Genomic DNA, 3,917 nt, shown 5'->3' on the forward strand with positions numbered 1-3,917 from the left:
TGGTACAGGGTCTTCTATTATCCACTTTACTCTTACTTCTTTTATTTTTGATGGATCAATGTATTTTGTGGCCATGGAATTTCCAAATCTTTGTAATATTTCTTGTCCTCTTTTATCTATACTTTTTTCAATTTTTTTTATCATTTCATCATTTTTTGTGTTTTCTTTTTTATTAACATATTGAAGAAATGTTTCATCTTGTATATGCATTTGATCTTGTACTCCAGTAGGAATTCTAACTAATCTATTTATAGGAGATATTGGATTTTTTTTGTTTTCCACTACAAGTGGTGTGCTAGTATCTATCCAATCTGTTGTTAAAATTTCTTTAGAATTTTTGTCTTGTACTTTTGCTTGAATATAAACGGTATAGTTTTTTGTAATGGGATTAGGTGCAAATAAATGCCAATTTTGAGTGAACAATGGGTAAGTATAATTATCTATTATTTTTTTGTGCTTCGTGAAAATTGGATTTGGTGGGATTACGCTTAGCATAATGATAGAAAAATGCATTAATAGAATTGCAGATAGAAATATAACGATAATTTTTTGAATTTTGCTTATTTTTTCATTATTCATGAAATAACCTCCTTAGTCGATTAAATTTTAGCACAATTTACAAATAAATCAATATTTAGAAAATTTTAAATAAAATTATTGTATTAATTTTCAATAAATGATAATATTTACTAGAATTTAATATTTGATTAGGAGGAATTAATGATGAAATCTAAGGTTTTAGCTGCTGCGTTAGGTTTTGGACTTGTAACAACAGGTTTTGTTGCTACATCTGCTAACGCTTCTACAGAAAATGTTTCAGCAAAATACAATGTAAGTGAGGTTCAAGAGCAGGAATCAAATACTGGTGTTGAGCCTAGAGGAGGAAAACTTAAGGCAGCTGGTAAAGTTCTTGGTAAGGTTGCAGATGAAGTTAAGAGCTGGGCATTATATGATGCAGTTTTTGGTGATGCACCTGCTAATACAGATTTAGATAAAAAAGATGTTAATGTTATTTTTGATAAATAATAACAGATTTAAAGATACCCCTTATAAGGGGTATCTTTAAATTATAAAAGATTAATCTAATGTTTTTTTAACTTTATTAAATATATTATTGCTTTGAAAAAGTAGAAAAGCATTGCTGTAATTATTATTTTTTCGAAAACTTTTATAGTTATTTCTAAAAGTGCACTTTGTTTGAAAATCTTTTTTAAAATAAATTCGAATGAAATTCCAAAGATAAAAACTATAGCTAAAAATAATAGTAAGAATATGATTTTGCTAGAGTAAGTAGTAGCTTTGAAAATTAGGTATTCTGGAAAAATAAAAAAATCTATGATTGGACTTAGGGTATTGCATAATTGATTATTACATAGGTCTGTTATAGATGTTGAATCTATTATAGATTTAATTATTTTCTCTATAGTTTTCTTCATTTTTTCTCCTTTCTATGTTTTTATAGAATGCTTTGAATTCGACCCTTTAATGAAAATAATAACAAAAAAGTAATAAAAAAACATCTATATATACTTAGTTTCTTTTTTTGGAGGATAATTGGATGAAAAGAATTATAATATCTTTATTTTTTGCTTTTTCATTATTTATTTCCTTTGGCTTTAATGCTAATGATATTAATAATGTTAATAAGGTTAATGATATTAATGAAGAAAATCAGTATTATACGATTTTATTAGATGAAAACGAAGATATAGATAGCTTTATGCAACAAGTAAAGTCTATTAATGCTGAACTAGTTTATAAGATTGAAGAAATTGGGCTATTTCAACTAAAAGCTAAGTATTCAGAAATACAAAAACTTACTAAAAAAATTACAATTAGTACTTATAATCCTTCTATAAAATTATTCAAAACTAGTAATTTATTAGAAAGTTCAAGTGGTTTTATATCTAAGTCATCTTTATGGGATATTCAATGGGATATGCAAAAAGTTACAAATAGAGGTGAGAGTTATAAAATATTTTCAGGTACTAAAAATGTGACTGTAGGTATTATTGATTCTGGCTTGGATATAGATCATTCAGATTTAAAAAATAATGTTGTATCTAACTCTAAAAATTTAGTTCCACGAGGCGGTTTTCGTGGTCAAGAAAATTATGAGACAGGAGATATAAATCGATTAAATGATATTTTAGGACATGGTACAAATGTTGCTGGACAAATAGCTGCAAATGGTCTTATTAAAGGAGTAGCTCCTAATATAGGTATAAGTATATATCGTGTATTTGGTGGAAAGTCGGCTGAATCTAGTTGGGTTATAAAAGCAATTGTAGAAGCTGCAAAAGATGATGTTGATGTTATAAATTTAAGTTTAGGTGATTATTTAGTTGATGGGGATATTTTATTTGAAGATGAAAAAACTCATGGGAATATAGCAGAAATTAGAGCTTACAAAAGAGCAATAGAATATGCAAGATTTAAAGGAAGTGTTGTAGTTACTGCCCTTGGCAATGATTCTCTTAATCTTAATGAAAGTACTCAAATGACAGATTTTTTAAAGGAAAGACTTGAAAGAAATGATGCTGTATTTAAAGGAGATATTTTAGATGTTCCTGGAACTTTACCTGGAACTATTTCTGTTGCTTCTATTGGTCCTTCTGATGAACTTTCTACTTTTTCTAATTTTGGAGATGGAGTTATAGATATTGTTTCTCCAGGTGGAGATTTTAGAATTTTGCAAAATTACGGTTCGGAACGTTGGTTAAATGAAAAACTCTTTTTAAGAGAAATGATAGTAAGTACTCATCCGGGAGGAAAATATACGTTTACATCAGGTAATTCTTTAGCTGCACCTAAGGTTTCAGGGGCTTTAGCTTTGATTATTGATAAATATAATTTGAAAAATAAACCAAATGAATCTTCAGAATTCCTTTATAAATATGGTGTACGTTCAGATATATTTAATCCTAATATTTTTGGAAAAGGAATATTAGATGTCTATCGTATTGTTAATCAGTAATAAAAAAGTATTTTTATATCCTTATTTATCTTATTTTTGAATGTATACTTTGTTATATAAATTGAGAATATTAGGGGATTTTATGAGTGAGAAGTTAATATTTAAAAGGAAATGAATTTAATTCAAAAGTTTACTTTTTATAATACATAAAAAAGTCTTACGTACAGGACTCTTTTTTTATTAGTTATAACAAAAAAAGCCTATCATGATATAATTGAGTTGCGACGCTACAACTATACATAAGAGGCTTTTTTATTCTTATAAAATTCTAATTATATAATAGCATAAAAAAAGTCTCTGTACTAGTTGTTAAAGCTAGGAACGAGGAGAAAAGTTTATGACAAATACTATCAATTTAAAACAAGCTGAAAGAAATGCAAGATTGAGAGATATCGAGAATTCGAAGATATTGTCAGAAGAAGAGATGTACATAGCAAATGAACTTCAAGCAAAAGCTAATTTGCATGGAATGAAGTTAGTACCTGAACGGAAAATAAAAAATAAAGCTAAATTTGCTCAAATTATTCAAGAGAATTGGTTATATCTCATTCAAACTAATTATTTGAAAAACGAAGAAATTATGTTTTTAAATAAAATCATTGGATTTATAGGTTTTCGCTCGAATTGTATTGTTCATGATATTAATGCAAAAGAACAATTACCTATGACTCAAACTGAAATTGCAGACAAAATAGGATCTAGTAAAAATACAGTTAGTAGATTAGTAAAGCAATTAATTGAAAAAGGTTTAATTGGGCGTTTTGAATCCGGTAGAGACGGAATTAACGCTAGAATGTATGCATTGTACATAAATCCTAATGTAATTCTTTGTGGAGATCGTGACAATATTAATCAAACATTACAAACTATGTTTATAAGAAAGCCTAAAGAATTAAAAAATCTACCCATAAAATTAGTGTAACCTGTATAAATTTTATAC

At 27.1% G+C, this 3,917-nt stretch carries 5 protein-coding genes; 3 read left to right on the forward strand and 2 right to left on the reverse strand.

Annotated features, from left to right (window positions below; genetic code table 11):
- On the reverse strand, positions 1-579 hold a 579-nt coding region (locus MR170_RS29960; protein ID WP_242310518.1), incomplete at its 3' end, for a DUF5819 family protein.
- Between the two features lie 141 nt (positions 580-720).
- On the opposite strand from MR170_RS29960, the gene MR170_RS29965 reads away from it, so the two are divergent.
- A complete protein-coding gene (locus MR170_RS29965) occupies positions 721-1,026 on the forward strand; it encodes a hypothetical protein (protein WP_176542734.1) in 306 nt (101 codons plus the stop codon).
- Between the two features lie 56 nt (positions 1,027-1,082).
- On the opposite strand, the gene MR170_RS29970 is transcribed toward MR170_RS29965, so the two are convergent.
- Positions 1,083-1,436: a hypothetical protein gene (locus tag MR170_RS29970; RefSeq protein WP_098277357.1), complete on the reverse strand. Its 354-nt coding sequence runs from the start codon at positions 1,434-1,436 to the stop codon at positions 1,083-1,085.
- Between the two features lie 122 nt (positions 1,437-1,558).
- Between MR170_RS29970 and MR170_RS29975 the strand changes: the two genes are divergently transcribed.
- Both MR170_RS29975 and MR170_RS29980 read left to right on the forward strand, forming a co-directional pair.
- Positions 1,559-2,977, forward strand: a complete 1,419-nt coding sequence (locus tag MR170_RS29975; protein ID WP_242310519.1) for a S8 family peptidase — start codon at positions 1,559-1,561, stop codon at positions 2,975-2,977.
- A gap of 337 nt (positions 2,978-3,314) precedes the next feature.
- Entirely contained in the window at positions 3,315-3,899 is a 585-nt protein-coding gene (locus tag MR170_RS29980) for a helix-turn-helix domain-containing protein (protein WP_242310521.1), read from the forward strand.
- Positions 3,900-3,917 lie beyond the last annotated feature (18 nt).

The organism is Bacillus cereus group sp. BfR-BA-01524, assembly GCF_022662595.1.
Classification (GTDB): Bacteria; Bacillota; Bacilli; order Bacillales; family Bacillaceae_G; genus Bacillus_A; species Bacillus_A thuringiensis_S.

What these genes read in the sequence shown, in the direction of transcription:
- MR170_RS29965 (WP_176542734.1), top strand. Translation starts at nt 721, where the DNA reads ATGATGAAATCTAAGGTTTTAGCTGCTGCGTTAGGTTTTGGACTTGTA.
- MR170_RS29970 (WP_098277357.1), bottom strand. Translation starts at nt 1,436, where the DNA reads ATGAAGAAAACTATAGAGAAAATAATTAAATCTATAATAGATTCAACA.
- MR170_RS29980 (WP_242310521.1), top strand. Translation starts at nt 3,315, where the DNA reads ATGACAAATACTATCAATTTAAAACAAGCTGAAAGAAATGCAAGATTG.
- MR170_RS29975 (WP_242310519.1), top strand. Translation starts at nt 1,559, where the DNA reads ATGAAAAGAATTATAATATCTTTATTTTTTGCTTTTTCATTATTTATT.